Below are 26,467 nucleotides of genomic sequence, written 5' to 3' on the forward strand. Positions count from 1 at the left end.
CCCCACACCCCAACACCGGATAAAGATGACTTTAGTATTAGAAAATATCCATAAATCCTACGGGAAAAGGCTCGTGGTTAACCGAGTGAGTATTACCGTTGCCCCGGGGGAAATTGTCGGGTTATTAGGACCAAATGGCGCGGGGAAAACCACAACTTTTTATATCGCCACGGGATTAATTAAACCGAATCAAGGGCGCGTTTGGCTCGATCAAAAAGAAATTACCAAATTACCCCTTAATCAAAGGGCGCGTCTGGGTATTGGCTATCTGACGCAGCAGGCCAGTATTTTTCGTTATTTAACTGTATCAGAAAATATTCAGTTAGCCCTAGAACAGTCGGGAGTTCCCTTTTCCCAACGGGCAAATCGTCTCTATAATTTATTAAAAGAATTTCGCCTCGATAAGATTGTTGGCACTAAAGGAGCTTACGTTTCTGGAGGAGAAAGAAGAAGGACGGAATTAGCTCGCGCTTTAGCGGTGGGAGTCAACGGACCAAGATTTTTGTTATTAGATGAACCTTTCGCCGGGGTGGATCCAATCGCTGTATCTGAGATTCAAGCGATGATTGCTGGTTTAAGGGATCGTCAGATGGGAATTTTAATTACTGATCACAATGTGCGAGAAACTTTGGCTATTACTAATCGGGCTTATATTATGCGCGAAGGGCAGATTTTAGCGGCGGGAAGTGGTGAAGAACTTTATAATAATCCTCTGGTGCGTCAGTATTATTTGGGTGATAATTTTTTGAGATAATTGTTATTAATAAAAAATCGCTGCATTATATCATGAAAGTTAGCAATTGGCAAGGAAATTTAAGTAGAATACCCGGATTTACCATCTTAGACCGCTATATTTTTGTCGAGTTATTATTACCCTTTCTATTTGGTATGGGTTTATTCACTTCTTTGGGAGTGGCGATCGGGACTTTATTTGATTTAGTGAGACGGATTACTGAGTCGGGTTTACCTTTTACTTTGGCCCTAAAAATTCTCTTATTAAAAATGCCAGAGTTTATTGTTTTAGCCTTTCCCATGTCGATACTTTTAGCAGCTTTAATGGCCTACAGTCGTTTAGCCAGTGATAGCGAATTGATTGCTTTTAAAAGTATTGGAATTAGTGTTTATCGCCTAATAATTCCCGCCATTGTGCTAAGTTTAATAGTGACGGGATTAACCTACATTTTTAATGATTATGTGGCTCCAGCTGCTAGTTATGAAGCTAATGCTACCATGACGAAAGCTCTGCGACCAAATCGCAAATCTTTTATTGAAGATAATATTATTTATCCTGAATACGGCAAAGTGCGGCCACCGGATGGAGGGGAATCGCAAACAGTATTAAGAAGGTTATTTTATGCTGAAAGATTTAACGGTCAAGAAATGTTAGGTTTAACCATTCTCGATCGCACCCAACCGGAAGTTAATCAAATTATTACCTCAGAATCAGCTTCTTGGAATATTGAAAAGAATATCTGGGATTTTTATAACGGCACAATTTATCTAATTGATCCTAATGGTTCCTATCGTAATATTGTCCGCTTTCAACATCAACAATTAGCCCTACCGCGTACCCCTTTAGATTTAGCTTTTCGGGCGCGAGATGGTTCAGAAATGACCCTAAGACAAGCGCAGGAATACCTAAAAATAATGCAATTAAGTGGCAATCCTACCAAAATTAGAAAACTACAGGTTCAAATCGAGCAGAAAATATCTTTACCCTTTGTTTGTTTAGTTTTTGGCATGATTGGGGCAGCCTTGGGATTGCGTCCCCAAAATTCTAATAAAGCCACCAGTTTCGGTATTTGTATTGTCCTAATTTTCTCCTATTATCTCCTATCTTTTGTCACCAGTTCCTTAGGCATTGGCGGAGTTTTAACCCCCTTGATGGCCGCTTGGTTGCCCAACATTTTAGGATTAACTGCCGGGGGAATTTTGTTACTTCAATCGGCTAAATAATCGAGGATTAGCGGTGGGAATAAAAATTGATAATCATCAAATTTCTAGGGCTAATTTGTATAAACGACTGCGGGATAAATTAGTAACCTGTGCTAATTGTCTGCTGGCTTGCGATCGACTAACTCCCCGTTCTATAATTTGTTGTAATTCCCGTTTTAATTCCTCGTCGGATAATTGGATATTATCGGCCTGATCGTTGCCCATAACTACGAGCGTAAATTCTCCTTTAGGAGTTTTATTCTCCCGATATAAATTAATCACCTCGGCGATAGTTCCTCGCCAAATTTCTTCGTAAAGCTTAGTTAATTCCCGACCTAAAACTATCTTTCTCGTTGGGCCAAAAGTTTCGCCTAAATCCTCCAAAGTCTTAATAAGTTTGTGGGGTGCTTCATAAAAAACCATCGTTCTTGTTTCGGTTTTTAAACTCTCTATGCGCTCTTGTCTCAGCTTTTCCTTACCCGGAAGAAATCCTTCAAAACAGAATCTTTCCGTGGGTAATCCCGACACCGCTAAAGCAGTAATTACCGCCGTTACTCCGGGGATGGGAACCACTTCGATCTGAGCTTCTATACAAGCTTTAATTAACTCATAACCCGGGTCAGAAATCCCCGGCATTCCCGCATCAGTAACCAAAGCGATATCCTGACCTTGGCTGAGAATATTTAATAACTCATCGAGACGGGAAAGGCGATTATGTTCATGGTAACTAATTTGAGGGGTTGAAATATCAAAATGCTGTAATAATTTGCCGGTGTGTCTGGTATCTTCGGCGGCAATTAGAGCGACTTTTTTGAGAGTTGCCAGGGATCGGAAAGTCAGATCGTCTAAATTGCCGATCGGCGTTCCCACCACATATAATTTACCGAGATTATTCATAAATTGGCTAAAAATAGGCTATTTAGTCGTATTTTCAGTGATCAGTAAACAGTAAACAGTAAACTAAAAACTCGGCTCTCCCAGGTTTGGTGGGTAAAATGTATTCTAAGATACAGTCTTGGGGCAGTGAGTGGAACGAACCACTCCAGACACAAAGGACACAAAGATCGATCAATCCTCTGTAAGTTAAACTTATCACACAGAACCTAGAAGAGCCAAAACTCACATCTGCTCACCGCTCACTGATAACTGCTCACTGATAACTGATAACTGATAACTGATAACTGAAGACTGATCACTTTTCTCTGTTCAGGGATCACTCAAATAGGGTAAAGTAGGTCAAGGTATGCTAACCCTGTTATTGCATTAATCTAGTCTAAGGAGAACGTCTTAGTAATGTTAACCCTAAAAATCGCCGTTTATATCGTTGTTTCCTTCTTTGTCTTACTTTTTATCTTTGGCTTCCTTTCTGGCGATCCTACCCGTAACCCCGGACGCAAAGACTTTGAGTAGAAGACAATTATCAAACTGGTTCTAGGGTAGAGACACAGGGAACAAGTTATCGGACTTTCCCTGTCTCCCTAGAAATAATGATCGTGGTAGTATCATTGAGGTTCGCTCGTCCTCTATTTCGATCGCCGACTCGTGCAGTCATGTCTTTTTTTTTCTTAGCTGTTGAACCACCTGCCCTGATTAATACTGTAGCCGAACCGGAAACGGAGGAGCGCCAAGTTGCTGAAAATATTCCCACGTCTGTAGTTCCCCTCCCTGTCACCCCAGCACCTCTAGAGGCAAAAAAGCCTTCAGAAGAGAGCGTTTCTATTCCCCTCACCGTCACTCCACCCCCGGAAACCGTCGAGGTAAAACCCTTGGTTCCCGATCAGGGTATTCCCTTAGAACCTTTACCTAGCAGTGCGGGTGATGCGGCAGCTTTAGGAAAACCCCTTTCTGTCCAGAATTCTCCACCCCCCGCAGCCGTTGGTGTCACCATTCATCCCGAAACCGAGATAGTTTCAGGATTAAATCAAAAAGCTCTTAACCAGAAAAATGGCTCAACTCGGCTATTAGTGCGGAAAAAAGGCGAAAAAACCAGCCAAGAATACTTGATTTCCCTCAATAACAGCCTAGCTCAGACCGATGCAGTTAATCCAGAAGGGGAAAAGCCCCTAGAATTAGTGGCCGATGAGCAGGAATTTGACCAAAATCGGCAGATTATCACCGCTAGGGGTAATGTCACCCTACGTTTTGCCCAAAGTGTACTAACAGCCGATCGCTTACAGATTAATCTTCCCGAAAAGTTAGCGGTAGCGGAGGGCCAGGTGATCCTAACCCGGGGAGATCAAATCCTGCGCGGCGATCGCTTTGAGTATTATTTCGTCCAGGATAGCGGTGTGGTATTTAATGCTAATGGGGAGATTTTTCAACCCAGCACCGCTAGGGATTTAGGACAAACGCTGCCCACGGATGTGGGGGCCGGTGGTTCTTTTGGAACCCTAACCGATCGTTTGGCATTAAATCAACCCTTGCAGAGAATCACCACGGGAGAGGGTTTTCAATTTGTCGTCGGGGGACAGGATCCCAGTCGACGCGATCGACAGAATATTAGTAGTCCATCGGGGGGAACGATTAATCGTGTCCGTTTTCAGGCCGAACGCTTGAATTTTGATGGTAAGGTGTGGAATGCCACTAATGTGCGTCTGACGAATGACCCTTTTTCCCCCCCTGAATTGGAAGTTCGAGCTAATTCCGCCACTTTTCGCAGTACCGGCCCCTTTACCGATGAGTTACGGATGAGTAATTCCCAGTTGGTTTTCGATCAACGGGTAGTGGCACCCACTTTTATTAATAGTCTTACGTTTGATCGCCGTCGTCGTCGTCCTTTTTTAATTGCCCCAGGCTATGATGGGGAGGATCGGGGCGGATTTTTCGTAGAAAGTCCCCTAACTTTAGTGGAGACACCGAAGACTCTTTTTGAGTTGACACCGCAATATTTAATTCAAAAAGTCCTTAATCCCGATGCTTTTCCCTCAGCTAACCCCGGAGGTGGCGAAGTTTCGGCCCTTAGTCCGAAAGCTTTCGGTTTATTGGGCAATTTTGCCACTAATTTTGGTGAGCGCTCGTTTTTTCAAGCAACAGCTTCTTTTTCTAATTTAGATTTGGAACAGATCGAAAATAGTGTTCGTTCTAAGATTCGCTTTCAACAGACGATCGGACAGTTGCAGGATCCCTATCTGCTCAATGTGGAGTACAATTATCGCGAGCGTCTCTTTAACGGTTCTTTGGGTTTTCAGACGGTTAATAGCAGTTTTGGGGCAATTTTGACCTCACCGGTGATTGTCGTCCCGAATACGGATATTAGACTCAGTTATCAAGCTTCTGTTCAGAATGTTAACGCACCCACCGATCGCAGTGATCTCCTAGCGGCCAATGCAACGGATAATGTTACTAATTTAAGCCGTTTTCAGGGTGCTGTCTCCCTCAATCGCAGTTTTTTACTCTGGTCTGCCCTTACTTTACCACCGACTCCCGACCAAGGTTTAAGATTTTCTCCTCTTCCCGTTCAACCCTATATTGCTATTGTCACTGGTGTCACCGGTGTCACCAGTTATTACACTAATGGAGAGACGCAAAATTCCGTCACGGGAACTGTGGGATTATTAGGACAGTTTGGGCGTTTTTCCCGCAATTTGTTCGACTATACTGGATTTAATCTCAGTTTTAGTCAGGGTTTAGTTAACGGACAATCACCCTTTTTCTTTGATCGCTTTGTTGATCAACAAACAATGTCCTATGGTATAACTCAACAGGTATATGGTCCGATTCGCGTGGGTTTCCAGAGCATTTATAGTATCGATCAAGCTAAGGAAATCAGTACAGAATATTTTCTCGAATGGAGTCGTCGCACCTATAGTTTAATTTTGCGCTATAACCCAGTGCTGCAGTTGGGAATACTCAACATCCGCGTTTCGGATTTCAACTGGACAGGTAACCCCGGCTATTTTGAGGGCAGCGATGTCCGTCCGGTGGTGGATGGAGTAACCCGTTAAGACTACATGGGAATTATGAATGATGAATGATGAATGATGAATGATGAATTAAGTAGCTGGTTATAATTAAATTAAAAATAGATTTTAGGTTCGATCCCCCCTGCCCCCCTTGATAAGGGGGGTGCCGATAGGCGGGGGGATCTGACAACTTTTAACACCTACCTACTTATGAATTATGAAGTGGGGTTTTAGGGATTTTCAGATCGGGATTACCTCTCATTGAGACTCCCTTGGCTAACTTCTATCCTCTCTTCAACGTGACAGAAAAGCTCCTAAAATTTTCATGGTGTTGCTCGTTTCATAATTCAACCCTTCTACTCCCTTAATATTTGTTTGTTCATAAAGTCTAGGAGAGCGTAAAGTGTTCTGACACTCTCCTGTTTTTAGGTTCCAAAGTTTAATCGTCTCGTCTTCACCTGCGCTGGCCAATGTGTTACCGTTGGGACTAAAACAGACTGACCTGACACTTTTAGTATGTTCACACAGGAGTTGATGAAGTTGACCTGTTTCAACATCCCAAATTCGGATTGTTGCGTCATCCCCCCCACTTGCTAGTAACTTCCCATCGGGACTAAAAGCTACTGACCATACCCAAGACTTATGACCTTCAAAACTATTAATTAATCTACCATCTTTGACTTGCCAAACTTTGACCGTTTGATCATCACTTGAACTGGCTAATCGCTGACCGTCAGAGCTAAAGACAACAGACCAAATTCTTCCTTGATGACCTTTAAAAGTCCGCAAAGATTGAGTCATATCATCTTCAATAGACCAGAGTTTTATAGTTCGATCTTCGCTACCAGTTGCTATTAATCTTCCGTCAGGACTAAAATTTACTGATAATACCCAGGCCTGATGTTCCTCAAAAGTTTTAAGACAAAATCCTCTCGGAACTGACCAAAGCTTAACAGAATTATCTCCACTACCACTCACCAATATTTGACTATTAGGACTAAAAGCGATCGACCATACGCGCTTTTGATGTTCTGGGGAAAAAGTGTACTTTTCATCTGTCCTAATATCCCAAAGTTTGATGGTGTTATCGTGACTGGTACTAGCAATCAGTTGACCATTCGGACTAACTGCGACTTGATGCAATAAAACCCAATAATCTTTTTCTTGTAAAATTTTAATTACTTTGCCACTTTCCCCTGACCATAATCTAATCGTTTGATCTCCACTTCCACTTATCAATGTTTTTCCATCGGGACTAAAAGCTACTGAACAGATCCAGTCAGTATGACCATTAATCTGTTGAAGACATTTATGATTTTTGATAGACCATAATCGGATCGAACGATCTATAGAACCACTCAAGATATATTGACTATCGGTGCTGAAAGTAATTGATGATAATCGATTGCCATATCCCCTAAAACATTGAAGACATTCTCTGGTTTTTACTGACCATAATCGCAGTGTAAAATCTTCACTCCCACTGGCTATATATTGACCGTCCGGACTAAAAGCAATTGACCAAATCCAGCTTTCGTGTCCTGTTAAAGTATCAATATTTTGATATTTTCCTTCTATAATAGACCATATTTTAATGGTTTTATCCCCACTTCCACTGGCTAGAAGTTGACCATCGGAACTAAAGGCAACTTGCCAAACCCAATCTTGGTGTCCTGTAAGAGTATGGAGACATTCTCCCGTGTCAACTGACCATATTTTGATAGTTTTATCAGCGCTGCCACTGGCTAAAAGTTGACCATTTGGACTAAAAGTAACACCACCCACTCGTTCTTGATGTCCTTCAAGGGTGTGGAGACATTCTCCTGTTTCAACTGACCATATTTTGATGGTTTTGTCCTCACTTCCTGTGGCTAAAAACTTACTATCAGCACTAAAAGTAACGGCTCTAATAGGAGCATAATGTTTTTGAGAAGGATGGGGCAAAGAATGACAATTTATAGATATATCTGTTGTAATAGACCAAATTTTAACAATTCCGTCTTGTCCCCCACTTGCTAGTAACTGTCCCTCGGAATTTAAGGCTACTGACCACACCCAGCTTCCGTGAGCAGGAAAACTTTTGCTTAATTCTAATTTTCCGTCTTGTTTGACTTTCCAGAGGTAAATCATCCCATGACTGTCACCAGTTGCTAAAAGCTCTTCTCTTGGAAAAGAGCGATTAAACTGACTGCAAGAAATTGATAAAATACTGCCACAAGTTTGAGGAAAAATACAGTCAAAAAACTGTGAGTATGAAAAATCTACTTGGTTGAGTCTAATGTTTGAGAAATCGACTTGTCGAATGGAGATATGGGAAAAATCGTAGCCGATTAAGTGACCATTTTTCAGTATATTAAGTAAGTTAATGATATTGCCAGCAATGCCGCCAATTTGTCCAGAAGGTTCATTTTTTAATGTCTTTAAACAATCAATTAGTTTGCTTTCTAGATAATTTTCTTGAAAATTATGGATTAAGTTATTGATTATTGGGTGTAAAATAACATTAATTTGAATCTTTCTTAGATAATCAGGAACAGTAGTTTTAGTCAAGGAGTTACTTCTTAATAATTGGAATTTTTGAGTTTTGATTTCTTCGGTTGCTATGGTAATAATTTTTTGAGTGAAATATTCAATCAGTAGAGGATGTATGGTAAAGTAGTCATCTTTTTTATCTAACAGAATTTTGCTAGATAATGATCTGATCCCTTCTTGGATACTTTTGCCGTCAGGTTCAATGATAATATTATGTTCTAGTTCCGACAAAGAAACTGGATTTCGATTAATCGCTAACTCAAAAATAATCGCTTTTTCTAAATTAGATAGTTGCTGAAAGTAAGAATTTAAAATAGACTCGACTTTTTCTATCAGAAGATTCCCTTTTAAAAGAAAATCCGAGAGGTTATTATGATGAACTTCTTGAATATGATGAGCGATAGATTTGATGAATAAAGGATTGCCGTGACAGACTTGTTGAATTAAAAATTGCCATTCATCCTCTGTACCATGAAAGGTGTCAATATCTCCCAAAATTTGTCGTCCAGTTTGATAGTCAAGTCCTTGTAACTCTAGGAAATAGGTTGAAGTCTTATTTCCCGCTAACGATTCAAGTTCTTGAGGAATTTTTCGACTGGTTATAATTAAACAGCTATTGTGCTTTGACTGACCAATTGCTTGTAAAATTTCGCTATATTCTCGATAGTTTTCATGCTCAATAATCGCATCAATATTATCTAAAAACAATAAACAACGATATTTGGCTAGTATCTTGATAAATTTTATCAGTTTTATTTTAAATTTATCTTCTGTCTTAAAACTAATATTCTGTGAAATAATATTACTTGTATTTTCCAGAAATTCTAGGGGTAAAGGAGGATTCAAAAAAGACCAATAGATAACACGATAAAATTCCTCTTGAATTTGCTCAATCAGTTTACAGACAAGAGATGTTTTTCCGATTCCTGCTATTCCGAAAATTCCGATAATTTTACACGGGGGACTATTTTGAAAAAACTTTTGTTTTAATAATTCTAGTTCTTTTTCTCTACCATAAATCTGAGAAATATCAGGAATTAATCCGAAATTATCATAATTTATTTCTGTTTTAACTGATGAGTTTTCAAGATTGGGAGATTTACGCTTATCCCATTCTTCCTCAAATTTTTTCAAATTTTCTTCTGTTGATGAATGCCAAAGATTTAGGGTAAAGTGCAAATTTGCTACGCCTTTAGCTTGTTTGTATCTATTATCTGTTAGTATTTCCCATTCTTGTAAAACCTTAAGGTCATTTCTCATCTGTTCAACAGTAATGGCAGCCCCTAACTTTTGCTTAGTAATTCCATGACAAAAATCTGTTAATATTTTTAAAGTTGTATAGACAATTAGCTTAGGATGTGATGCACCTTCTGCAAGCCACCTGAAAGATAGGTGATTCGACCAATACTGATGATCTCGTGATTCCTTATTAACATGAGTTAATAGTCTTTCTAAGAAGATCAGAATTCTTTTTTTGACGTTAGCACTGGTATTGAGATTGGGCATAGTCTGAAATTTCACTTTTTAGGATTATAGCCTGATAATCTATTCACCGTCAATTAAGTTAAGTATTAAAAAAGTTAATACTTGTGTAACTAGATTGAAGAAAATTAATCATTAACTATTGACAAATAATCAGATAAAGATTTAATAGTTAGCAAATTTTTGGGAATTAATTGATCTCCAATTTCTATAGAAAGCTTAGTATATTCGGGTCGTGAATCAGATTGAGAAGGGAGGGAAACGTGATACATAGTCAATCGAAAAAATGGGTCAAAATTAACTAAGGCTGAAATAGCTCCCTCAGAATGTTGAGAAGCATATTTTTTATTAATTGTATCATCAGTTAAGGAAAAGTAATCAAAACTGCCTGGATGTCTATGCCATAGTCCAAGAACTTCTATGGGTTCTCGATAAAATCTGGCAATTTTGTTAGACAGGTGGTTGATATAAGCATTATCATACTCAAAATAGCCGGGGCGAAAGATAGGATTTAGACCCGAATCTAAGGTTTCTAAAATATACCATTTATTAGGGTTTCTAATTCCTAAAAAAATGCCACCTGTTTCTGTTTTATAGCTTTCATAAGTTTCAGCTGCAATCGCTAAAAATGATTTCTGGGAAAAAATAGTTTTGATATTCTGGTAACTTAACATTGTTTTTATTCTCTTAGTTATTCATCTTTTTTTCTGTCTAAGATAGATATTTATCAAACATTTATTTTAATAAAATTTCGTAATATAAATATCTTTTTTAGTTACAACTGCGATTAGCTTGTTGAATTAATCTGTGAATATTAGGTAATTCTGCCTGAGTTAAGCCGTAATATTCGATAGATCGATCATAAGAATAATAAGCTTGTTTAACTTCCTGTTTTTCTCGTTCTAAGAAATGTTCAACTTGTTGGGAATAGCGTTCAGCCTCTAAAGCATAATCTTTGGCTTTAACCAACTCCTCATTAGTTTTTTCTAAGCCTTGTACCTGTTTCTGCAAAAATTCTATCATTTTCTGATCGTCATCTTCATGGGGGTCAAGATAACGACGATTAAGGGTTTTGGCAGCCTCATCTTGCCATAGGCCTCGAATATCTTTACGATAGTCTTGCAGAGTGCGAGATCGCTGCTGCATCTTCCAAACAATATCTTCCATCATTTTTTATCCTCCAAAAATCACTAAAATTGAAAAGGACGGTTGAATTCAATCAGACTTTCTACTCGATATTCTATTTCTCTTGTTACCCCAATTTCTAAACATTGAGCGGAGTTTCCTTGCTTTTCCGCTCCTTTGAAATCATTTCGGGCTTCTTCCGTGAAATTGCGGGCATTATTTACGGCTAAAGACATTAAATCTGCCATTTCCTGCTCATTGCTTGCCTCTAATTGCGCTCTATCAACTTCCCGTCTAGCTGCATCTGCGTTTTCTAAACTACGTTCGGCAAAACTCAGGGCATTATGGGCATAATTTAAAGTAATATTCGCCTGATAGACGGCTGTTTGAGCATATCCGATGGCATTTCGACAACAATTAACCCTAGCTTGCGCTCGTGCGACTTCTTCTCTTGCTGCTTTTTCTTCTTCAATGGCTTTATTTAAGCGTTGGATTGCAGCTTGAACCGCATTTTGGGCTTGACTAACCTTAGCTTGCTGACCAGAACAATTGGGCGCATGATATCGTCCATCCTTGTCAGTATAGCCTGAATTTTGGCAACTGGTGAGGGCGGATTGTGCGCTTTGTAATTCAGATTCTGCACTGCGTAAAGTAAATTCTGCTTGCTCTCTTTCGTTTATGGCACGTTGTAATCGGTCTTCTGCCCTTTCTAACCAAGCTAACGCAAGACTTAGCTGAGTTTGCCAATGATTTAAGGTTGATTGCGCCTGATTTTGGGTATTTTGAGCTGCTGCCAAATTTTGTTGAGCTTTTTCTAAGACTTGATGACAATTAGATAACAATTGAGCAACTTCATCATTAGCCTGATCAACTAATTTTTGATCATTTTTAGCCTGATCTTGAATAATTGAAGCATGATACAGAGCTTGACTCACTTTTTCTTCACTTTGCCTTTGATGCCATGACATTTGATCCAGGGTATCACGGGCGGTTATTTTCCAGTATCTAAGTTCTTCAATTAAGTCATTGAGAAGGTTAATGAGAATACGGGGATCTTGAATAGTCATAATGATTAAGATTTATCGGGGATTTCTTGGATAAAATTGAGGATTTTCTGAACTTCTAGCCTTGAATCTTCCATTTCTGCCAAGGTTCTTGTCCAAAAACCTGTAAATTCTTCGGCGACTGATCCTTGAAAAACTTCATCAAGCGATCGCCATGCCGTATCGAGAAATTCCAATTCTTCGCTTAAAATCAAATAATATTGATTGAGTGCAGTTTGATAGGCTAAAAGGGCTGTTTTTCGAGAATTATCCACCGTTTAAATACCTCTCTAATACTTGTAATTTATGGTTTAAAAAATCATTATAGGTGGGAATTTGGCGACTATAATAATTATTAGTCTTTTCTTGCAAATCAAGCCACATTTCATCATGTTTTTGTCGTTTTTGGTCTTGCCAATGGGGAGAAAGATCCTCATAGGTGGTTTCCACTTCTCGCCACGCCGATTGAACGCGATCATGGAATTGTTCGAGGGTCTGTTGAAAGTGTTTGAGTTGTAAAAATGAGTCATCCATGGTTAAATTAAGCTTTAAGCTCTTTTGATTAAACTATTAGCAATTTTCTCTATTTGTTGCTTAAATTCGGGTGTAGATTCCGTACTATAAGGTTTAAAAAGAGTAGTGCGATCGCTATCCGTATCCCGATAAAGGGCTTTAATTGGAACATCTCCATCTGCTTGTAAACGTGAGGCTTGGCGATCACTAACAAAGGTGAAAGAATCATCTTCTGACATCTGTAAAGCGACTCTATGGCGAAAATAAGCTAAATTTCGCCGAATATCAAGGACATTAGAGAAAGCCTTGATCCCTGAAAAACTGAGGATGAGATGAATACCTTTACTCGGTCCTTCCTTCAATAATCGCTTAATTTGAGTAGTTAAGTGACTTTCTGGGCTATAAGACTGCTCATTGCTCCGTCTTAAGTCATCTACTCTATCTAATTCCGTCATGATGACGAAAATAGAAGGTTGAGTCATCAAGTCTGCTTCACTGAGTTGGTTTCTTTCGTCAAGTTGAAGAATTAAATTGTTCAAAATTGCCGTAATAATTCTATTTTCGCGGTTAAATGCCGTCGTAAAGCCCAAAGGTTTTAGAATAATCTGACATACTTCTTCCAATGCTAAATGCCATTGTGTACCGGATACACTGCGATCTACCACAACAAAACGAGTTTGTTGAAGATTGCCATTAATAGCAAGACTGGTCAAAATAGCCGATAGAATTCCATAACGGGCTGTATTATAGTCTCCACCGATAACTAGAACGTTTTCACTTGGACGACGGCGTAATATCAGCCTTGCCTGTTGCCTTACACTAAATTCTTGTCCTAGCCATGTTAAGACCGGGTATTCTGCACTAAACCAGTCAGAAATGCCTAATCCTCCTTTGTAGAAAGGTAAACGGGCGATTTTTTCCCAATCTTCTGAGGTTAACCATTTACCGTAATCTAAAATATGGCGTAATTGAGGATTATCTGCTAAATTAGGCTGAGAATCTCCATCAAAGACCACTGTTTCCGTGTAATCTTCTGGGGAGAGTTGATCAGCTTTTTGAGATAAAGCGTTAATGATCATATCTCGGCGAGATTTTTCGATAAATGCCACTTTCCCAAAATAATTAGAGTTATCATCGCCACTACGGTCATTAATAACAATTTTCCCCGGCAAATCACAGGTCATTAATAATTGTTTTCCTCGTTTTCCAAATTCTGTCAGGGCTTGAATTTCTGTTTTTGACATCTGCATTCCCATTCTCAGGTGAATATTACCCAAAATTCCCGTTTGATTCCGCATTCCTTCAGCCCCAAACCTTTGGGAAGCGAGTAACATATGAATACCCGCACTTCGCCCCTGTTGGGCTAAAATCAGTAGTTGACTGGAAGCAGTATCCTCTTTGTCGTTAAAAAATAACTCCTGATATTCATCAATAATTAGAAGAATACGGGGCATTTTGCCCTCTGGTTGTCCTAGTCGGCGATAACCTGCCAATTCTGACACCCCTAATCTTTTAAATAAGGCGTTACGTCGTTCTTTTTCGGCGATTAATTCAGTTAAAACACTACGCGATAATTCAGGGGAGGAATGTAAGGAAACTACTTCGGTATGGGGCAAATTGCGATAGGGGGCTAATTCTACGCCATATTTGCCATCAATGAGATAAAATCTTAATTCTGAGGGACTATAACGAGTTGCCAAGCCTAAAATAAGCCCATGATACAGGGTAGATTTTCCTGATCCAGTCATTGCTCCTAGCATACCATGAGCGCATTGATGACCTTCGCTATCTTTACCAAACCAAATATTTAATTGATCAGAACTTCCTCTTCCACCGATAGGTGTGGTTATCCATTCTTCACTACTATAATTCCACCAATTTTGCGGATCAATTCCTACTATATCATCCCAATCTAATTTTCGTTCGGGGGGTTTAGCTTGTTTAACTTTATCAAGTAATTGTTTTTGTAAATCCGCGTCGGGAATACTATCCGCTTTAAATTGAAGTTGACAAGATGTTGCTGTCTTTGACTGTTTACTGAGATCAATATAAAAGGCATTTTCAAACCCACTCATATTAATATCTCTAGGGAGATCAATATCTTGATTATAGTGAATAAACACATATCTTCCAGCTTCTGGTCCACTATTACCAATTTTTTGTAATTCTTCAATATCTCTACGGTCATATCTTTTAGGAAAATCTGCGACAAAAATCCCCTCAAATCTTTCATTGACTCGAATATCTGGGGGGAGTAAATGTAAGGCAGGAGACTGAGGATCTAAATAGGTTTCTTTGACGCGACGAATATCTTGAGTTACTTCTAATAAATCTCGATAAACTTCGCCACTATTTTCTCTAATCAAAGCCTCAGGAAGGGAACGACGCATTAAAAATGCACCCCCATTATTAACGGGATCACAGAAGGTATAACGTATTTGATAAGGAAGTAAAATAGCGGCACGAATCACAAGAGATTGCAGTAATTCTAGTCCCGTATTACGGGTATTATTGCTACAGCGAATAATAATAGTTTTATTCCCACCAATAAAGGGAGCAAATTCGGGAACACAAAAAGTGTTATTACTCGATCTTTGTTCAACTAATTGACCAATACGAATTAATTCTGTATGCTCTAATGAGGATAATAAATTATCGTTAATGTTCCAATTTTCCCAACGATAATCTTGCCAACTTCCTATTATTTCTAATGGTTGCTGTTCTAAATAAGATTGAGTCGATAGATGGCTATCTTGGAGAAATTTTCCAAAATAATTAGGTAATTGTTCGCCGTTTAATTTACCATGATTGAACAAAGAAGCACAAAACCCTAAATAGTCGGTTATGCGTTGACTACTTTGTTCAATTTTTTGGTTTAACCCTTCAATTTGTTGTTGCCAAAACATAAGCATTATTCTCCTTGTTTAGATAATTTTAAAACATTTTTTTGAGTATTTAACTGATACAGTTGAGAAGAATTAGAGTCATCAGAGGAGTTACCTTTAATAAAAACAAATAAAGTAAACAACAAGAAAGCACCTCCTACACTTAGCCCAATGATTAGGTTACGAGCCTTAATTTTTAAAGACTTTATCTCATTTTTATGAGATTCTATGTTAGACTTTTCTTGGTTAATTTTACGGTCTGTTTCTTCTAATTTATCGAGACAAGCTTCAATTTCAGCAGGGGCTAATTGTTGAGAAGTTAAAGGGGAAATAGTAGTAACTTTACTTGTATTACTATAATATTTAGCAAAGCGTTTACTTAGGTCTTTTCGATTAGAATCAGCCCGATCATATTGTTGCCAAATTTGCTCTCTATTAGCAATCATACGAGCAATTGAATTTTGAATTGTTTTCATGTTTAAACCTCTGGGTTATTGTTAATTAATCAACGAGTTGAGGAATAGATAAATCACAGTCATGTAACCACATGGTTGTGCCTGAGGGTTGATAGAAAACTTGCCAAACTTTATCACCTCTATTATTGGTGTTAATAACACCTGTCAATGAGACGACTTGATCAACAATTAAATAACTTCCACGAGTCCCCTTTCTTGCGTCATAAACCCTGCCATCTTGTCGAATAAAATGATTGCTACAATATCCACTCCGATGAGGTTTAACAATAGCTACCACATTACGATAGTTATTTTCTTGATGACGACGCCATGTTTGAGCGTTTACTGGTAAGACTAAGCTGGTTAAACTGACAAGACAGGTGATAAAAAATAAATGAGTAATTTTCATATTTTTTGCTAAATTAATGAAAGAAATATTTGAGGTTAATTAAGACTTTTGGAAGCTTAATAACAATACATTTCATTCCAATTAGGAGTTAAGCTAAGATCAGAACCAATACAATCTCGTAGGCGAGTTTTTCCATCAGATTGAATAGCAAATTCTTGAATGTAATCTGAGCCATGGGCAATAAATTTTACAGCAGCAATATCTTGACAATTAGAAACTATTCTATCGGCATAAATTTTCATTAAAACACGGGAAGCCATAATGTTTGAAACAATCCAACCACTTCTTTGATCACCAGAGGTACCAGTATTATCTAAGTAAGAACTTAATAACAGCATTAATTCATCTTTTCTATTAGTGGGATTCCCCTGATTGGTTACAGTCCCTTTTTCTACTATCACCTTTCTAACTCCTTTAGATTCTATTTCATTGACAATATAATTAATGGTTGCTTGACAGCGAGATTGAGCTTTAAGTGGTAAGCTAAACCCTAGCTGACTCAGGATAAAAATAGATAAGATGAAGTTAATTTTTTTCATGATTTTCAATTCGCAAGATGGTCAATTGCTGAAAACATTACTTACTGTTAAGCTTGACTAATTCTTGGTGAATACTAAAAGGTAGAAACTAAGCTTAATGACAATACGTCTGATTCCAATTAGCAGTTAAATTACTACCAGAAGGAATACAATCTCGTGGGCGAGTTTTGCCATCAGATTGAATAGCAAAGTCTGCTCCCCAATCTGTCTGATCAGCCCCGAACATTACAACGGCAATATCTTGACAATTAGAAACTATTCTATCGGCATAACTTTTCATTAAAACAGGAGACCTCATGATGTTATCAACAATCCTATCACTTCTTGTATCAAGAGATGTATAGCTTTCATTATAAGGGCTTAATACGAAACTAATTTCATTAGTTCTGTTAGTGGGATTTCTCCTATTAGTTACAGTCCCTTTTGTAAGTATCACCCTTCTAACTCCTTTAGATTCTATTTCATTGACAATAGAATTAATGGTTGCTTGACAGCGAGATTGAGCTTTAAGTGGTAAGCTAAACCCTAGCTGACTCAGGAAAAAAATAGATAAAATGAAGTTAATTTTTTTCATGATTTTCAATTCGCAAGATGGTCAATTGCTGAAAACATTACTTACTGTTAAGCTTGACTAATTCTTGGTGAATACTAAAAACTAGAATCAATGATTCACAGAAAATTCGCCAGAATAAATTACCAATAATTAAAGTAGCGATTCCTGCTAAAGGTTCCACAAATAGTCCACTTAAACCTCCTAGGGTAATCAGAAACAAGCCTAAGATATAGAGAAACTTGATAATGGTAATGCTGACCATTTTCCGAAAGGTAAAAAAGTCTTGCCAGAAACTGTTCATTAAACCCTCTTATTGGCTTAGAAAAAAGATCATTTTTGAGGTAAATTACGAATTATTTTCAGGTAATTGTAAGGAATCTTGAGTTCCTTTTAAAGATTTACGCGCCACCTCTCTTGCGTCTCTGCTTAATTGTTCTATGGCTTTTTTAGAAACTTGTTCTAACCACAGTCTAGTACCATAAGAAATTGCCATAAGAGGTAGAATTACCATTAAGGCATAAATCCATGCTATCGCCAACAAAGCAAGGATAATTAAGACAAACATAATGCCATAAATTCCAGCACCACCAACTCCTCCGAAGATAGAGGTAAAGATATTCATAACAGTGGTTAGTACCCAAATAACGCCATCGGATAGCGCAATCAAAACTTTTAAAGCAATATTTGTCTGTCTTTCATATTCCTTGATTAAGTCTTCAATATTGCGTTTATTAGATTCTAACGCATCCGCTACGACATTATAGACGTATAAAGATTTCCCTTCTCCATTGTTATCAATTCCAATAATATTACAGGACTGATTAACATCTGGATTGCTGACTTTAAGCGTTAAAGGATTTCCCAAAAGTTGAACTTGTTGTTGATACATAATACACCAAAACCATACAATTTATTCAGGTAAAGTGCGAATTCTAACCTATCGGTTATTCGACAAAAGCCAATCATCCACTTATTTCTAAGTTTCGGCTGAACAGGCCGCATCTGGTATGCCAGTATAGCTTGAGAATAATTTGGGAATCTACCCAAACTGGTATCAATTTTAAAATAGCCTCAAACCCTTATAGAGTAAGGAATATGACATCTAAAGCTGAGATTGACTTCGGGACACTTAAGGATATAGCCAATTTTCAGGATAATTTACCTTAAGTTCCCAAAATCTAGTATTTATCGGAAACCTGTTGAGCTAGACTTCACACCGCAAACGCTTCCTTACGTTTATGAAAAATCTGGTCAGCGTTGTGGTACTGATGCTTAATCATCCACTGCTCCAGTTCAATGAGATACCATTGACCGGCAAATGTTCCATATTTTAAGCAAACTTTTTCATTATCGTGTAGAGTGTGCTTAAATCCAAAACGTTCTTTATACAGTGCTTCAATGGTTTCGTCCCCTTTTGGATAAGTCGTGTAGGAAATTTCAGTGTGAGCAATATCATGTTTGTAAGTCAAGATAGCTCGAATCAATTGCTGATAAACAAGATAACTTGTTCCTTTTTTGCCAGTTCCCTTTTCATCATATAGAGAGAGACTTTCTCCGATGCTTGTTACATTTTTGGGTAACATCAAATGCTTTCCTGTGTGTTTTCCTTCACAAAATGTTGCCAGTTGACAAGGCAAATAGTAGCCATATTCAGCCAGAGAATAGGTATAACGTGCAACACCGATTACCTGAGAGGGATTCTGTTCAGGATAGGCTAGAAAAATAACCGATTGGTGAGTAAATAAATCGTCGATTTCTCTGCAATAATTTTGTGACTCAGGATAGCGATTCTTGAGAAATAAGAAATAGGATTCAATTTCTGCCGGTGTTTCCGCTTCCTTGACCAGATAACCTTTGACCTTTGGCACATCAAAAGAAAGTAAGGCTCTTTTGCTAAGAATCCAGCAGTTGCCAATGTTATTTAACACAATAAATCCAGCACAAGAAAACAGAATCTTCACATATTGCTCAATATCAGGGGTTTGGGATATATCATAGACAAAGAGAAGACCGTTATCCTGTAACATTCTTCGGACAGTCCTTAAAGTGAATAGGGGATCTTTTTGGGTGTAATTTGTGGTCTTTAGCGTTGCAAATGTTTGTGCCGTTGAATCCTTTTCCTCGTTTGGTTTTAAATCAAGCCAACAAGAAAGTTGCTCATAGTGACGCTCTGGTATTTGACCGCTAAATAAGTGATTGACATCACCTCCATCCGACGACAGTAGCCGCACCGATGTAGATGATAATGAGATAAACTGTTTACCATTGGTTTGGTTGATTATTTGAGAAATAGCCATTTTGCTACCCTTAAGAAGAGGACAACGAGCAATGAGGCTCTCTTCATTGGGAGTAAAGCGATAGAAATCCTTAGATTTCTACGGAGAAGCAAGCAAAACGATGATTTTTGGGCGCAAAAAGCAAAAGAAGCTGGAATTAGAAAGAATTAGAAAGCTTGAATGGCTTCCTATACCTATAATTGAGCAAATAGCTGATATGTGCTTAGTCAGATTAGAGAAAATTTTTTCAAAAAATGAGAATTTCTGGGGATAATTGATCAACAATAGAGAAATAAACTTATGTAGATTGAATAGAGAGCAATGAAGTTAAAACTCTCCGTAGCGGGACTTGAGCAAGTCAAAACCCGATGGGCGCAAAAACAAAAAGAAGGCTGGACTAGAAAATACTTATGCACCGAGGCTAGTCAATTTGCCAAACCCGATGGGAATTGGGAGGAAATTTCAAATGACCCAGCCCACACTTATTACTCTTATTACGCCGACAACTGCTCACCAGAGACTTTAGATCATTTTTTGAGGGGTAAAACCATTCAATCGGAAGGTTTTTTCGCCTTTTGTCGAGCTTTGAACATCGACCCTTCAAAAGTCGCAGATCTAGATAATCTTTTGCAAAAACTGACTCAAGATATCGAGCCTATCTGGGTGGGGCGAGAGTCTCTTCAAAGTGATTTACTGGAAAAACTAAGAGGCGATTGTCGCATGGTCGTAATTACGGGAATAACAGGTATTGGAAAAACTGCCCTCGCCTACAAATTGGCCTTAGCTTTGTGTCAAGAAGGGTTTCCTCCTGAACTGCCTATTGATTTTGATGGGTTTAATCAACGGGAGGATCAACAGTCGCAATCAGAAGCACAAAACTTTATCAGCACAGCTATTGATTTACTCAATCGTGGCGATGAACCTGTTACGGCAAAACAAGCAAAAAACCCAGAAAAATTATTAACTCAACTGGTTAATCATCTGAGCAATAATCGTCGATTAATTTGGTTTGATTCAATGGAAAATCTTTTACAAGGAGAACAACAAGATGGCAGTAATCGCTTTAAAGACCCCCTCTGGCGAGTCTTTTTTCAAAGGATATTAGAAGCCGAAGATTGTCAGACTCGAATTGTGATAACTTCGCAGGATAAGCCTGAAGATTTTGAAACTTTTAGTCAAGCTCAATATTGGCATATTCAGCCATTAATGGGATTAGAAGAGCAGGAAAGTTTACAGTTATTTGAACGTTTATTTCAACAAGCAGAAGTCGAATTAATTCTTCATGGACGTAACCTTGCTTACCTTAAAGAGATCGGAAAACTTTATGAGGGACATCCTCTCGCTATCCGCTTAATTTCCGGTGATATTATTGATAGACTGAATGGAGATATCAGCATTTATTATGAGGAGAATAAATCCCGATTTCGACGATTAAGAGAAATGATTGATGAAGCTCAAAAAGCCAATCCTGATGATTATTACAAAGTTAACTTAATGACCAAACAATTACGAAAACAACTGCTAGAGGAGGAAGTCGAAAGAACAATAGAGCGACTTGAAAAAACTTTTAAAACTGCTTATTTATTGCTTATCTATTGCTCCACTTATTCATCTTTTGAATTTAAAAATGCGTGGTTTCAAAATCTTCAATTATTTTCAGAATACGAGGAACAAGATTTAGACTTAGCTCTTTTTACCTTGTTTAACCGTTATTTAGTAGAAACTCAAAAACAACCGGGATATGAACCACATATCAAACAGCACAGCTTAATTCGCAATGTTGCTTTCAAGCATCTAGTATCTACCCAAAGAAAAGAAGGAAACCCAAATCATGAATGATTTTAAATCTCCTCAATTAAGAGTCAAAGAACGTCTCACAAGTATCGATTTTACTGTTTTTGGAGAACTCGCTCAAGTCAAACAAAAAGGGGAAATTTTAGGAGCGACAGGAAGTCATTTTGAAAAAGCACATTTTGGCGCATTTATCTGGCATTTAATTGGTTATGAACGCCATATTAAGGATAAAATGGGACAGCAGCTCTCTATTCAAGAACGGGCAAGTCGTTATGTGGAAGCATTTCTCTGTCTATGTCGATTAGGTTGGTATAAAGAAGCTAAATCTTTATTTTCTTTACCCTTAGAAATTCATGATCCAACTTCTTTCCCTTTGCACAAACAATTACTCATCTGGGGACAGTATGAAGAGGGCATAAAACTGTGTAAAGAATTATTAGGAAATCTTGACAATGAAACCGATTTTCTCTGTTTAAGTGAACTTGGTTATATGTATCGAGAATTAGGAGAATTTGACCAAGCAAAAAATTATGCGGAGAAACTCTTATCCTTAGCCGAGCAATTAAATAATTCTCTTTGGAAAGCAAGAGGAAAAGTAAATATAGCAACAATTGATGGAATAAAAGGGGAATATTTAAGCGCTGAAATAGGACTGAATGAAGTTTTAAATCTAGCCGAGATTATTGCCGATTGTGACGAAAAATTTGAGATTATTAATGTTGCTTATTTAAATCTGGGTAATTGTTATGGTTATCAGGGAAAAATTGACCAGACTATTGCTTGTTTAGAAAAATACTTAAAATGGGCAGAAAAAATTAAAAACCTTATTTATCAAGCAATAGCTTTACGAAATTTAGGAGAAGCATACCAGCGAATCAATGATTTGAATCAAGCTATGGATTACACTCAAAGAAGTCTTGATTTATCTGAGCAAATAACCGATGAAGCAGGAGTTATTTCTTCCTTGGGAAATTTAGCCTCAATTTATGGGCAACAAGCAAATTTTCAGGAGTCTGAAAAATACTTTAAGCAACAAAAGAAAAAAGCTTTAGCTATTTCAGATGTAGCAAGTGTTGCCCATGCTTGTGCTGGATTAGGAGAAATTTATAGTATCACTCGAAAGGATGATCTAGCCTATCAATATCTTAACCAAGCTTTAGATATTGCCCTCGATATTGGAGAAATATATATAGAACTAGAGACTTTAATTGTTTTGGCAGAATTTGAAGAAAAAACCCATGATCTTAAATCAGCTATTAATCACTGGCAACAAGCCTTACATCTTTCTGAAAAATTAAATATTCTCTCCCATAAAGAGAACTGTGAACAAAATCTAGAAAGGTTGTTAAACCCCAACTAAGTTGAGACTCGTATTATATACATGACTACAATTCCACGGGTACATTAAGAAAAGTTAATGGGTGTATCCATTAATGGATAAGGGTTTTCGGCTCTTGTAGTATATATATTTGATGGCAATTCGGACATTCAATTGTTTCATTTAAAAGAGCGAGCTTTAAGAAAATTGTCTGAGCATTTTTTTGATAATTGACCCCTGTTACATTCGGTAAATCGAGGAGTTGACCAAAATTTATCCACATAACCCACCTCCTGTTCTGTGTCACCATTATACCATGCTCACACAGAACCTAGAAAAGCCCAATTTTAGGTAAAGTGTCATCAAATTCCTGCGAAGTCTCTTGCCTCATCTCAACAAGCAATTTAAATACGTGGGCAGCTTAAAAAAGTCTTAACTATGGCAGTTATCTTAATGGTGAGGTACGAAGTTGATGCCAGCAAGGGAATCTTTAAGAAATTAGCCAAAATGCCTGAGTATAGATATTGACGGCGCTAGACTGCCAACGTATAGATAAATACTGTTTCTGGAAGCCCATGACTGTCAGCTACGAAAAAATTACCCCACCGACAACAGGCTCGAAAATTACTTTTTCTGACGGAAAACCTCTAGTTCCCGACGATCCCATCATTCCCTTCATTCGCGGTGACGGTACGGGGGTCGATATCTGGCCCGCAACCGCAAAAGTTATCGATGCGGCGATCGCCACAGCCTACGGTGGTCAAAGGAAAATCCATTGGTTTAAAGTCTATGCTGGTGATGAAGCTTGCGAAATCTACGGGACTTATCAATATCTACCCCAAGATACATTGACAGCGATTAAAGAATATGGTATAGCCATCAAAGGTCCCTTGACCACTCCCATCGGTGGCGGCATTCGTTCCCTGAATGTGGCTTTGCGGCAGATTTTTGACCTTTATGCCTGTGTTCGTCCCTGTCGTTACTATGCGGGAACCCCTTCCCCCCATAAAACCCCGGAAAAACTCGATGTCATCGTCTATCGGGAAAATACCGAGGATATATATCTCGGCATCGAATGGAAACAAGGCACGGAAATCGCCGATAAACTGATTAATTATCTCAATACAGAACTAATTCCCGCCACTCCCGAACACGGTAAAAAACAAATTCCCCTCGATGCGGGTATCGGGATCAAACCGATTAGTAAGACGGGTTCCCAAAGATTAGTCCGCCGGGCGATCGAACGAGCGCTGACTTTACCGAAACCGAAAAATCAAGTTACTCTCGTCCACAAGGGTAACATTATGAAATATACGGAAGGGGCGTTCCGGGATTGGGGTTATGAATTAGCTAAGAGTGAATTCCGGGATGTGTGCGTTACCGAGATGGAATCATGGATCCTGAGTAATAAGGAGAAAAACCCTGATCTGAGCATCGAAGATAACGCCCGCATGGTAGAACCGGGTTATGATGCCCTCACCGACGAGAAAAAAGCCAAAATCTGCCAAGAAGTGACCAGTGTTCTCGATGCTATCTGGGAAACCCACGGCAATGGGCAATGGAAAGATAAAATTATGGTTAACGATCGCATTGCCGATAGTATCTTCCAACAGATCCAAACCCGTCCCGATGAATACTCGATCCTCGCTACTATGAACCTGAATGGCGATTATCTCTCCGACGCAGCAGCGGCGATCGTCGGTGGTTTAGGGATGGGACCCGGGGCGAATATTGGCGATACTTGCGCTATTTTTGAGGCAACCCACGGCACAGCCCCTAAACACGCCGGTTTAGACCGAATTAACCCCGGTTCGGTGATTCTTTCCGGGGTGATGATGTTGGAATACATGGGATGGCAAGAAGCGGCCGATTTGATTAAAAAAGGCATCGCAGCAGCGATCGCTAATCGACAAGTTACCTACGATTTAGCGCGTCTGATGGAACCCCCCGTTAATCCTCCCCTGAAATGTTCCGAATTTGCCGACGCGATTATCTCCCATTTTGGCGATTAATTTTCTGGTTAGGGTAGCCTGAAAACTGCCCTATTTTTCGGAAAATACCCTAACTACCGAGGTCTTGACAAAATAGGAAAAAACCAGAACTTCCCCCTTGATATCAAATTTCTAAATCCATGACAGACATCCAGGCTTGAATGCTTGCCAGGCGTTGTCAAGTTTGAAGATGATGGCGCATCAGAGCAGACTTGAAAACGCTTTAACAGTAAGGCTCTCGTTGTGTCGCAATTCATTCTTCATATTCCGATCTGACAACGCCTTAAAATCTGTATCAACGATCGCATCTTGCGCGTAAATATTTCCTTCAGAGTCACCTATCGAAAGTGAAATAATCGCCTCAAAATCTGCGTTAACGATTCCGGCGATCATACTAATCTCTTTGTCCGTCCACCAAATCGGCGAACATAGCGAGAACCGACTCGAACAATCCAGATTTGAGCATCTGGGTGAGGGGCTTCGAGTCTATTGCAAGCAGATATTTCACGCGCATCAATTTCAAAGTCGCCAGTTTCAAGGTCAATTGCGACAATTTTGGCCTGATTACCCAATTCGACCTGTGGGCGTATTTGGGTTTGATAAATGAGATCGCCACGCTGGGCAAATTCTTCTTTGCTGTAGCGGGGTTGTCGAACTGTCATTGGCCTGACCCTGTGGCAACTTTTGCCCTCTATTTTAACCTAAACATTGGGAATCGGCTCTCCCAGGTTTGGTGGGTAAAATGTATTCTAAGATACATTACTCAAGAGCGAGGGAGTGGAGCGAACCACAAAGACACAAAGGACACAAAGATCGATCAATCCTATGTAAGTTAAACTTATCACACAGAACCTAGAAGAGCCGGGAATCTTCGCTAATATTCCTCAACTGGGCCTACAAGAGCGGCATCGCACTTAAACCCACAGTTCAATCCATGGGCATGGTGCGTTCCCCAAAAATCGATCGCTGGAGCGGTAGGACTTGCATTAGGGAACGCACCCTACCAGATCGGCGATCGCACTACCGTACAGTCATCGATTATAACAACTCACGAATTCCCTAAAGACCCAGCCCCAAGTTCTGTAGACACCTTTGTAATAACCACCTACTAAAACCCAAGGACGACCTTGCCGGTCATAAGCTGTCTCATGTATGTAGACTTCTCTACCATTACGCAAGGCATTAACTACTTGTCCATTTGGTCTGTCACGAACGTTAAGAGGAGTACCAGTAGGGTCTGTTACTTGACAAACTCTTTCTGCTTTTACTGGTTGACTGATCACCATCCAAGCCAAAAGAGATAATGGAACCATCATAAAACTATTACTTCGCATATCTCTATTCCTAACGTGATTCTCCATTTTTTCAGAGAAAGATAGACTCTCTCTCACCAACCGAGAAATCCTTTGTCGAACGGAAACTTTCCGTACAACACTCTCCAGAGTAACGATATGAGTCAACCTTCTGTATATCACTTCATTTAGGCGCAATCGCCAGAACTTTTCCCTATATCTGAACTTCCCCCATACATATATACTATAATAACCGAAAACCCTTATCCATCAATGGATACGCCCCTTAACTTTTCTTAATGTACCCATGTAATTTGTAACATTTCTTAATGGACAAGAATTCTCTCTATTTGCTAGAATGATAGCCATGTATATAGAAAAAGTTCCTAACCGTAATTCCCCCCCCGCCGTTCTTCTTCGGGA

24 protein-coding genes and 1 pseudogene are annotated in these 26,467 nt (G+C 38.9%); 7 read left to right on the forward strand and 18 right to left on the reverse strand.

Annotated features, from left to right (window positions below):
- The first annotated feature begins 25 nt into the window (after window positions 1-25).
- The gene (gene lptB, locus PN470_RS14570) at window positions 26-754 is read left to right on the forward strand and encodes an LPS export ABC transporter ATP-binding protein (protein WP_002734513.1); all 729 of its coding nucleotides are present in this window, start codon (window positions 26-28) and stop codon (window positions 752-754) included.
- 32 nt (window positions 755-786) lie between these two features.
- Window positions 787-1,956, forward strand: coding sequence for an LptF/LptG family permease (locus PN470_RS14575; RefSeq protein WP_016516317.1), 1,170 nt, complete (start codon window positions 787-789; stop codon window positions 1,954-1,956).
- Between the two features lie 36 nt (window positions 1,957-1,992).
- On the opposite strand, the gene rsmI is transcribed toward PN470_RS14575, so the two are convergent.
- Entirely contained in the window at window positions 1,993-2,832 is an 840-nt protein-coding gene (gene rsmI / locus PN470_RS14580; RefSeq protein WP_272104729.1) for a 16S rRNA (cytidine(1402)-2'-O)-methyltransferase, read from the reverse strand.
- Window positions 2,833-3,228: 396 nt separating this feature from the next.
- Here rsmI and PN470_RS14585 point away from each other — a divergent pair, with 396 nt between their 5' ends.
- Window positions 3,229-3,345, forward strand: coding sequence for a photosystem II reaction center protein I (locus tag PN470_RS14585; protein WP_002732356.1), 117 nt, complete (start codon window positions 3,229-3,231; stop codon window positions 3,343-3,345).
- 140 nt (window positions 3,346-3,485) lie between these two features.
- Window positions 3,486-5,879, forward strand: a complete 2,394-nt coding sequence (locus tag PN470_RS14590) for a DUF3769 domain-containing protein (RefSeq protein WP_271937677.1) — start codon at window positions 3,486-3,488, stop codon at window positions 5,877-5,879.
- 252 nt (window positions 5,880-6,131) lie between these two features.
- Here PN470_RS14590 and PN470_RS14595 read toward each other — a convergent pair whose 3' ends face one another.
- The 14 genes from PN470_RS14595 to PN470_RS14660 all read right to left on the reverse strand — a co-directional run bounded on the left by PN470_RS14595 (window position 6,132) and on the right by PN470_RS14660 (window position 19,670).
- On the reverse strand, window positions 6,132-9,875 hold the full coding sequence (locus tag PN470_RS14595; protein WP_272104730.1) for a WD40 repeat domain-containing protein: 3,744 nt from the start codon (window positions 9,873-9,875) through the stop codon (window positions 6,132-6,134).
- Window positions 9,876-9,979: 104 nt separating this feature from the next.
- Window positions 9,980-10,525 (reverse strand): Mov34/MPN/PAD-1 family protein, encoded by a 546-nt coding sequence (locus PN470_RS14600; RefSeq protein ID WP_002734089.1) that lies wholly within the window; start codon window positions 10,523-10,525, stop codon window positions 9,980-9,982.
- Window positions 10,526-10,622: 97 nt separating this feature from the next.
- Window positions 10,623-11,021, reverse strand: coding sequence for a hypothetical protein (locus PN470_RS14605; protein WP_002779140.1), 399 nt, complete (start codon window positions 11,019-11,021; stop codon window positions 10,623-10,625).
- Window positions 11,022-11,041: 20 nt separating this feature from the next.
- Window positions 11,042-12,043: a hypothetical protein gene (locus PN470_RS14610; RefSeq protein WP_002779142.1), complete on the reverse strand. Its 1,002-nt coding sequence runs from the start codon at window positions 12,041-12,043 to the stop codon at window positions 11,042-11,044.
- A 5-nt stretch (window positions 12,044-12,048) separates the two neighbouring features.
- Window positions 12,049-12,294, reverse strand: a complete 246-nt coding sequence (locus tag PN470_RS14615; RefSeq protein ID WP_002779144.1) for a hypothetical protein — start codon at window positions 12,292-12,294, stop codon at window positions 12,049-12,051.
- The gene (locus PN470_RS14620; protein ID WP_002741504.1) at window positions 12,287-12,553 is read right to left on the reverse strand and encodes a hypothetical protein; all 267 of its coding nucleotides are present in this window, start codon (window positions 12,551-12,553) and stop codon (window positions 12,287-12,289) included. Before PN470_RS14620 ends, PN470_RS14615 begins: the two co-directional genes overlap by 8 nt.
- Before the next feature lie 14 nt (window positions 12,554-12,567).
- Window positions 12,568-15,438: an FtsK/SpoIIIE domain-containing protein gene (locus PN470_RS14625; RefSeq protein ID WP_272104731.1), complete on the reverse strand. Its 2,871-nt coding sequence runs from the start codon at window positions 15,436-15,438 to the stop codon at window positions 12,568-12,570.
- A gap of 5 nt (window positions 15,439-15,443) precedes the next feature.
- A complete protein-coding gene (locus PN470_RS14630) occupies window positions 15,444-15,893 on the reverse strand; it encodes a hypothetical protein (RefSeq protein WP_052276207.1) in 450 nt (149 codons plus the stop codon).
- Window positions 15,894-15,918: 25 nt separating this feature from the next.
- Window positions 15,919-16,281, reverse strand: a complete 363-nt coding sequence (locus PN470_RS14635) for a hypothetical protein (RefSeq protein WP_130757987.1) — start codon at window positions 16,279-16,281, stop codon at window positions 15,919-15,921.
- A gap of 56 nt (window positions 16,282-16,337) precedes the next feature.
- The gene (locus PN470_RS14640; RefSeq protein ID WP_272104732.1) at window positions 16,338-16,820 is read right to left on the reverse strand and encodes a hypothetical protein; all 483 of its coding nucleotides are present in this window, start codon (window positions 16,818-16,820) and stop codon (window positions 16,338-16,340) included.
- 94 nt (window positions 16,821-16,914) lie between these two features.
- Window positions 16,915-17,394: a hypothetical protein gene (locus tag PN470_RS14645; protein WP_123230816.1), complete on the reverse strand. Its 480-nt coding sequence runs from the start codon at window positions 17,392-17,394 to the stop codon at window positions 16,915-16,917.
- Window positions 17,395-17,431: 37 nt separating this feature from the next.
- Window positions 17,432-17,674: a DUF4282 domain-containing protein gene (locus PN470_RS14650; RefSeq protein WP_016516326.1), complete on the reverse strand. Its 243-nt coding sequence runs from the start codon at window positions 17,672-17,674 to the stop codon at window positions 17,432-17,434.
- A 45-nt stretch (window positions 17,675-17,719) separates the two neighbouring features.
- Window positions 17,720-18,262 carry a hypothetical protein gene (locus tag PN470_RS14655; protein ID WP_002803048.1) on the reverse strand — a complete coding sequence of 181 codons (543 nt, stop codon included), beginning with the start codon at window positions 18,260-18,262 and terminating at the stop codon, window positions 17,720-17,722.
- 322 nt (window positions 18,263-18,584) lie between these two features.
- Window positions 18,585-19,670 (reverse strand): hypothetical protein, encoded by a 1,086-nt coding sequence (locus PN470_RS14660; protein ID WP_272104733.1) that lies wholly within the window; start codon window positions 19,668-19,670, stop codon window positions 18,585-18,587.
- A 300-nt stretch (window positions 19,671-19,970) separates the two neighbouring features.
- Between PN470_RS14660 and PN470_RS14665 the strand changes: the two genes are divergently transcribed.
- A complete protein-coding gene (locus PN470_RS14665; RefSeq protein ID WP_272104734.1) occupies window positions 19,971-21,488 on the forward strand; it encodes an NACHT domain-containing protein in 1,518 nt (505 codons plus the stop codon).
- Window positions 21,481-22,803 carry a tetratricopeptide repeat protein gene (locus tag PN470_RS14670; RefSeq protein WP_272104735.1) on the forward strand — a complete coding sequence of 441 codons (1,323 nt, stop codon included), beginning with the start codon at window positions 21,481-21,483 and terminating at the stop codon, window positions 22,801-22,803. Before PN470_RS14665 ends, PN470_RS14670 begins: the two co-directional genes overlap by 8 nt.
- A gap of 109 nt (window positions 22,804-22,912) precedes the next feature.
- Here the strand turns inward: PN470_RS14670 and PN470_RS14675 are convergent.
- Window positions 22,913-23,044: pseudogene (locus PN470_RS14675) on the reverse strand (ISL3 family transposase); the annotation flags it as partial.
- Between the two features lie 292 nt (window positions 23,045-23,336).
- Here PN470_RS14675 and PN470_RS14680 point away from each other — a divergent pair.
- Window positions 23,337-24,773, forward strand: coding sequence for an NADP-dependent isocitrate dehydrogenase (locus PN470_RS14680; RefSeq protein WP_004158424.1), 1,437 nt, complete (start codon window positions 23,337-23,339; stop codon window positions 24,771-24,773).
- Between the two features lie 180 nt (window positions 24,774-24,953).
- On the opposite strand, the gene PN470_RS14685 is transcribed toward PN470_RS14680, so the two are convergent.
- Both PN470_RS14685 and PN470_RS14690 read right to left on the reverse strand, forming a co-directional pair.
- Window positions 24,954-25,145: a hypothetical protein gene (locus PN470_RS14685; protein WP_103113293.1), complete on the reverse strand. Its 192-nt coding sequence runs from the start codon at window positions 25,143-25,145 to the stop codon at window positions 24,954-24,956.
- On the reverse strand, window positions 25,142-25,414 hold the full coding sequence (locus tag PN470_RS14690; protein WP_002779176.1) for a hypothetical protein: 273 nt from the start codon (window positions 25,412-25,414) through the stop codon (window positions 25,142-25,144). The genes PN470_RS14685 and PN470_RS14690 overlap by 4 nt, the downstream gene beginning before the upstream one ends.
- Between the last annotated feature and the right edge of the window lie 1,053 nt (window positions 25,415-26,467).

Origin of the sequence: Microcystis sp. CS-574 (assembly GCF_028329095.1) — a bacterium.
In the GTDB taxonomy this organism is placed as follows: domain Bacteria; phylum Cyanobacteriota; class Cyanobacteriia; order Cyanobacteriales; family Microcystaceae; genus Microcystis; species Microcystis ichthyoblabe_A.

Coding starts and splice junctions, on each gene's coding strand:
- lptB (WP_002734513.1), top strand. CDS start 26: ATGACTTTAGTATTAGAAAATATCCATAAATCCTACGGGAAAAGGCTC.
- PN470_RS14575 (WP_016516317.1), top strand. CDS start 787: ATGAAAGTTAGCAATTGGCAAGGAAATTTAAGTAGAATACCCGGATTT.
- rsmI (WP_272104729.1), bottom strand. CDS start 2,832: ATGAATAATCTCGGTAAATTATATGTGGTGGGAACGCCGATCGGCAAT.
- PN470_RS14585 (WP_002732356.1), top strand. CDS start 3,229: ATGTTAACCCTAAAAATCGCCGTTTATATCGTTGTTTCCTTCTTTGTC.
- PN470_RS14590 (WP_271937677.1), top strand. CDS start 3,486: ATGTCTTTTTTTTTCTTAGCTGTTGAACCACCTGCCCTGATTAATACT.
- PN470_RS14595 (WP_272104730.1), bottom strand. CDS start 9,875: ATGCCCAATCTCAATACCAGTGCTAACGTCAAAAAAAGAATTCTGATC.
- PN470_RS14600 (WP_002734089.1), bottom strand. CDS start 10,525: ATGTTAAGTTACCAGAATATCAAAACTATTTTTTCCCAGAAATCATTT.
- PN470_RS14605 (WP_002779140.1), bottom strand. CDS start 11,021: ATGATGGAAGATATTGTTTGGAAGATGCAGCAGCGATCTCGCACTCTG.
- PN470_RS14610 (WP_002779142.1), bottom strand. CDS start 12,043: ATGACTATTCAAGATCCCCGTATTCTCATTAACCTTCTCAATGACTTA.
- PN470_RS14620 (WP_002741504.1), bottom strand. CDS start 12,553: ATGGATGACTCATTTTTACAACTCAAACACTTTCAACAGACCCTCGAA.
- PN470_RS14625 (WP_272104731.1), bottom strand. CDS start 15,438: ATGTTTTGGCAACAACAAATTGAAGGGTTAAACCAAAAAATTGAACAA.
- PN470_RS14630 (WP_052276207.1), bottom strand. CDS start 15,893: ATGAAAACAATTCAAAATTCAATTGCTCGTATGATTGCTAATAGAGAG.
- PN470_RS14635 (WP_130757987.1), bottom strand. CDS start 16,281: ATGAAAATTACTCATTTATTTTTTATCACCTGTCTTGTCAGTTTAACC.
- PN470_RS14640 (WP_272104732.1), bottom strand. CDS start 16,820: ATGAAAAAAATTAACTTCATCTTATCTATTTTTATCCTGAGTCAGCTA.
- PN470_RS14645 (WP_123230816.1), bottom strand. CDS start 17,394: ATGAAAAAAATTAACTTCATTTTATCTATTTTTTTCCTGAGTCAGCTA.
- PN470_RS14650 (WP_016516326.1), bottom strand. CDS start 17,674: ATGAACAGTTTCTGGCAAGACTTTTTTACCTTTCGGAAAATGGTCAGC.
- PN470_RS14655 (WP_002803048.1), bottom strand. CDS start 18,262: ATGTATCAACAACAAGTTCAACTTTTGGGAAATCCTTTAACGCTTAAA.
- PN470_RS14660 (WP_272104733.1), bottom strand. CDS start 19,670: ATGGCTATTTCTCAAATAATCAACCAAACCAATGGTAAACAGTTTATC.
- PN470_RS14665 (WP_272104734.1), top strand. CDS start 19,971: ATGAAGTTAAAACTCTCCGTAGCGGGACTTGAGCAAGTCAAAACCCGA.
- PN470_RS14670 (WP_272104735.1), top strand. CDS start 21,481: ATGAATGATTTTAAATCTCCTCAATTAAGAGTCAAAGAACGTCTCACA.
- PN470_RS14680 (WP_004158424.1), top strand. CDS start 23,337: ATGACTGTCAGCTACGAAAAAATTACCCCACCGACAACAGGCTCGAAA.
- PN470_RS14685 (WP_103113293.1), bottom strand. CDS start 25,145: ATGATCGCCGGAATCGTTAACGCAGATTTTGAGGCGATTATTTCACTT.
- PN470_RS14690 (WP_002779176.1), bottom strand. CDS start 25,414: ATGACAGTTCGACAACCCCGCTACAGCAAAGAAGAATTTGCCCAGCGT.